General features: G+C 61.2%; 4 protein-coding genes and 4 pseudogenes. 7 read left to right on the top strand and 1 reads right to left on the bottom strand.

All coding sequences use genetic code 11. The annotated features are described in order from the left end of the window. The 7 genes and pseudogenes from DDF70_RS37755 to DDF70_RS35480 form a co-directional block, all read left to right on the top strand. Window positions 1-137 (top strand): annotated as a pseudogene (locus DDF70_RS37755) (7-carboxy-7-deazaguanine synthase); the annotation flags it as partial. Further along, window positions 137-514: a 6-pyruvoyl trahydropterin synthase family protein gene (locus tag DDF70_RS35510; RefSeq protein ID WP_114949172.1), complete on the top strand. Its 378-nt coding sequence runs from the start codon at window positions 137-139 to the stop codon at window positions 512-514. The pseudogene DDF70_RS37755 and the gene DDF70_RS35510, both read left to right, overlap by 1 nt. 13 nt (window positions 515-527) lie before the next feature. Continuing rightward, a complete protein-coding gene (gene queC, locus DDF70_RS35505; RefSeq protein WP_114949171.1) occupies window positions 528-1,253 on the top strand; it encodes a 7-cyano-7-deazaguanine synthase QueC in 726 nt (241 codons plus the stop codon). 157 nt (window positions 1,254-1,410) lie between these two features. Continuing rightward, a protein-coding gene (locus DDF70_RS35500; RefSeq protein ID WP_245435781.1) for an IS5 family transposase occupies window positions 1,411-2,147 on the top strand; the annotation gives its coding sequence in 2 pieces (ribosomal slippage) (window positions 1,411-1,717 and window positions 1,717-2,147; 738 coding nt in all). Between the two features lie 18 nt (window positions 2,148-2,165). After that, window positions 2,166-2,724: pseudogene (locus tag DDF70_RS38590) on the top strand (IS6 family transposase); the annotation flags it as partial. 130 nt (window positions 2,725-2,854) lie between these two features. Next, window positions 2,855-3,292 (top strand): annotated as a pseudogene (locus DDF70_RS35485) (transposase); the annotation flags it as partial. A 13-nt stretch (window positions 3,293-3,305) separates the two neighbouring features. Further along, a pseudogene (locus DDF70_RS35480) lies at window positions 3,306-3,617 on the top strand (transposase domain-containing protein); the annotation flags it as partial. 151 nt (window positions 3,618-3,768) lie between these two features. Here DDF70_RS35480 and DDF70_RS35475 read toward each other — a convergent pair. Beyond that, window positions 3,769-4,632 (bottom strand): CobW family GTP-binding protein (locus DDF70_RS35475; protein ID WP_162820902.1); only part of this gene is annotated, 864 nt, incomplete at its 5' end.

Here is a 4,632-nt window from a genome sequence, read left to right as displayed (position 1 = left end):
CCTTCGAGCGGTTCTCGCTCCAGCCGATGGATGGACCGGATCAGGTCGCGAACACGGCGCGAGCCGTCGAGTATTGCCTGGCTCACCCGCAATGGCGCCTGAGCCTCCAAACACATAAGTACTTAGGAATTCGCTGATGTGGGAACTCACCAAGTCGTTTAACTTCGAAGCCGCCCATACGCTCACCGGTACCACGCTTGGGCCAGCCAGCGAGGAGATCCATGGCCATTCCTTTCGGGCCGAGGTCGCTGTGCGCGGACTGCCCGATCCTCAAACGGGCATGCTGGTCGATCTGGGCCTGCTCGAGGGTAAGCTCGCAGAGATGCGCCGCACCCTCGATCACAAGTTCCTCAACCGGATCGAGGGGCTGGAGCGACCGACACTGGAGAACATCACCCGGTTCATCTTCGATCGGGTCCAGCACATCGGGCCAGTCGCACGGGTGACGATCTACCGCGACAGCTGCGGCGAAACCTGCACCTACTACGCGCCGCTCGACCAGGACCGCCGCTGACTCCTCCGCCCTCGTGGTCTTCTCGGGTGGGCAGGATTCAACCACCTGTCTGGCCTGGGCGCTGTCGCGCTACGAGCGGGTTGAGACGATCGGGTTTTCGTACGGTCAGCGGCATGCAGTTGAGATGGACTGCCGGGAGCCGATCCGGCAGGCGCTTGCCCGCCTGTCACCGCTCTGGGCTAGCCGCCTTGGACCGGATCGGGTCATCCCGCTCGATGTGCTGGGTGAGGTCAGCATAAGCGCGCTGACCGCGGACCTGCCGGTGGTTGGCAGCCGTCCAGACGGGCTTCCCGCGACTTTCGTGCCCGGGCGCAACCTGGTGTTCCTCACCTTTGCGGCGATCGTCGCCTTCCAACGCGACCTCGAACGGGTGGTGACGGGCGTCTGCGAGACGGACTTCAGCGGGTATCCTGACTGCCGCGATGAAACCATCAAAGCGCTTCAGACTGCGCTGAACTTCGGCATGAACTCGCGGCTGGTGCTCGAGACCCCCTTGATGTGGATCGACAAAGCCGAAACCTGGGGTCTTGCACAAGCGCTAGGGGGCGATGCGCTCGTCGAGCTGATCGTGCGGGAAACCCAAACCTGCTACAACGGCGACCATCGTACCCGGCATGAGTGGGGCTTCGGCTGCGGCGAATGTGGTGCCTGCCGGTTGCGGTCAGCGGGATGGCGGCGTTGCAAACCTGTAGGTAACTCCGTTCAGTCTACATCTCCGGTCAGCTCCGGAGGAGCATGATACTCAGAGGCCGCCATTCCGATTGCTCAGGGATCCTTCTCTGCGTCCGGTGGTACCTGGCCTCTAGAGCGCGTTGACATTCAGGATTCCCGCGGGCTCGCAAATCTGATTCAAGCTCCTTTTCGGAGCGGAGGCTCGGGTGAGCGGAGTGCGTCTGATGTTGAAGGATCACCAGTGGGATCGGATGGAGCCGCATGTGCCAGGCAAACGCATGGATCCTGGCAGAACGGCGGTCGATAGCCGGCTGTTCGTGGAAGCCGTGCTCTGGTTGGCCCGAACCGGGTCGCCGTGGCGAGATCTGCCGGATTTCTTCGGCAACTGGAACAGCGCCTTTGTTCGCTTCTCGCGCTGGTCCAAGAGTGGCGTCTGGGACCGGCTTTTTGCCGCCATGGCCGATGAGCCCGACTTCGAATACATCATGATCGACTCAACCATTGTCCGGGCGCACCAGCATGCGGCAGGCAAAAAGGGGGGCCTGAGGCTCGTGCGATCGGACGCTCCCGCGGTGGGCTGACCACCAAGATCCATGCCGTCGTTGATGCTTTGGGCAATCCGCTCCGCTTCATCCTGACGTCGGGACAGGTGAGCGATATCACTCAGGCTGAGGCCTTGATCGCTGATCTTCCTGCTGACCATGTCGTGGGCGACAAGGGCTACGACGCCAAGCCGTTGCGCGAGGCCATCGAAAGCCAGGATGCCGTGCCGGTTATCCCGCCCAGGGCAACATCGCCGCAAGTCGCCTGCGACTACGCCCTTTATTGCGAGCGCAACCTCGTCGAGCGCTTCTTCTTGAAAATCAAGCACTTCAGGCGCATCGCCACCCGCTACGAACAGACCCCGCGGGCGTTCCTGTCACTCCTTTGCCTCGTCAGCGCATTCATTTGGACCAAGTGAATGTCAACGCGCTCTAGTCTGAGCCTAAGAAATCTTGAAGACACGGTGGCCGAGGGCGGCCTCTCTATCGACGATGCCACCATCCATCGCTAAAGCGTGCATTACGCACCGCAGTTGCTGGAGCAGTTCAATCTTCGCAAGCGAGTTGTCAGCCGGAAGCGGCATATGGACGAGACTTACACCAAAGTTCGAGGTCAATGGAAATACCTCTACCGAGCTATCGAAAGCAATGGCGACACCGTGGAGTTCTGGTTCAGCGAGCGGCGTAATCTGACCGCCGCCAAGTGATTGCTACGCAAGGTTCTCAAGCAGCATGGCCGGCCCGGGAGGATTGTCATCGTCGGCAGCCAGACCCATCGCGAAGCAATCCCGTCGGGTGATGCCGAGGGCCGGCTGCAGGATTGATCTCGGTGCGAGGTGAAGCCGATCCGGATCCAGCAGGGTCAATACATCAACAACCGCACCGAGCTGGATCACCGCTCCGTCAAACACCGCATGCATCCGATGCTCGGCTTCAAGTCCGCGGACAGTGTCCCGCGTGATCTTGGGTGGGATCGAAATAATCCACATGAATCGCAATTGAAAGGTGAAGTATGCTCCAAATCGGGATCCATTACTCTCCGAATAGCGTGATATTCTCGCCGCATGAGCATATGGCAGGAGACCTGCTCCTTGCTTGCCCCTGCTCCGGATTTGCGGCGGAGCCTGAGATTGGTGCCTTGGACGCCATGATCGGTGCCATCGTCGATGAACTCGCGGCCAGCCTCATGGCCCGGAACTCGCTTGCTCAGGCAGGTGCTGCACAACTGCTTCTTACGGCTGGGGACAATCCGAAACGCTTACACTTCGACGCCGGCTTTGCCGCGCTTTGCAATGTCAGCCCGGTCCCAGCCTCGTCCGGCAAGACGACCCGCCACCGCCTCAATCGAGAAGGCATCCGAGCTGCCAACAGCGCCCTGCACATCATTGCCATCGCGCAGCACCGGACCGACCCGCGAACCAAGGCCTACATGGCCAAGCGTATGGCTGGGCGCCATTCTAAGCTTGAGGCGATCCGGTGTCTCAAACGCTACATCGCTCGCGAAGTGTTCACCTTAATTTGCCAGTGGCAAAACGAGATCGACCAGGCACGCATCGCCGCTTGACAAACAGACGGGTGACAAAGGCGTCCAGTACGTCTCGATCCACTACAACGAGCGGCTCGCCTTGGAGGGCATCGAGCCGTCGGCCGGCAGGGTTGGTGACTGCGACGCCAATGCCTTGGCGGAACCTGCCCTTGGACTCTTCAAAACCGAGGGAATCCATCGACGTGGTCCGTGGCGCGCCTTCGCAGCCGTGGAGTTCGCCACTCCCAAATGGGCCGGCTGGGTCAACAACCGGCGCCTGCCTGAGCCCGGTGGCAACATTCCGCCCGCCGAGGCCGAAGCCGCATACCATGCTCAGCTTCACGCCATGCCGACGGCCGCGTAGAAGCCAAGCCAATCAGCCACCGTGACACTCTGCGCCGTTCACTTGCGTCAGGCCCGGGTTTGAGGACCGTACGCAAAGATCCGAGAGTTCCTGGCTCAGATCGACCGTCAAGACATTGCTATGGGTACGTGAAGGCCACGGAGTTCGGGGCTCACCCAGCCACACAGGCCTGGAATTGGGCTTGCAGGCTGGGGACATCCAAGTACCGGCCAATCAGGACCAGGCGGGACTCGCGTCGCTCCCCCGGCTCCCAAGGTCGTTGAGGCGCTCCATCGAGGATCATGTGGACGCCCTGTAGGACAAACCGCTGATCATCATCCTTGAACGATAGAATGCCCTTCGAACGCAGAATATTGAGGCCTTCAGCCTGGATCAGGTCGGAGTACCAAGATAGAAAGCGACCCGCGTCGAGATCCCTGTCCGTCCTCAGGGAGACGGACTGCATCTCCTCATCGTGATGATGGTGATGCCCTTCCTCCAGGAAGTCGGGCTCGATCTCGATGATCCGGTCGAGATCGAAGGCCTTGCGGTCGAGCACTTCCGAGATCGGGATGGCGCAGTTCTGGGTGCGGTGGACCTTGGCGTAGGGGTTGATGGCGCGGATGCGCGCCTCGACCTCGTTCAGCTCTGCCTCGTTCACGAGATCGATCTTGTTGAGGATGATCACGTCCGCGAAGGCGATCTGGTTCTTCGCCTCCGGCGCGTCCTTCAGCCGGTCGGAGAGCCACTTGGCGTCGGCGACCGTCACCACGGCGTCGAGGCGGGCGGTGTCGGACACATCCTGGTCCATGAAGAAGGTCTGGGCCACCGGAGCGGGGTCCGCGAGGCCGGTGGTCTCGACGATGATGGCGTCGAACTTGCCCTTGCGCTTCATCAACCCGTCGAGAATGCGGATCAGGTCGCCGCGCACGGTGCAGCAGATGCACCCGTTGTTCATCTCGAACACTTCCTCGTCGGCGCCGACGACGAGTTCGTTGTCGATGCCGATCTCGCCGAACTCGTTGACGATCACGGC

Source organism: Microvirga calopogonii, from assembly GCF_003347665.1.
GTDB classification, from domain to species: Bacteria; Pseudomonadota; Alphaproteobacteria; order Rhizobiales; family Beijerinckiaceae; genus Microvirga; species Microvirga calopogonii.
The sequence above is the reverse complement of the archived record's forward strand: the minus strand, read 5'-3'. Positions and strand labels throughout refer to the sequence as shown.

What these genes read in the sequence shown, in the direction of transcription:
- DDF70_RS35510 (WP_114949172.1), top strand. Translation starts at nt 137, where the DNA reads ATGTGGGAACTCACCAAGTCGTTTAACTTCGAAGCCGCCCATACGCTC.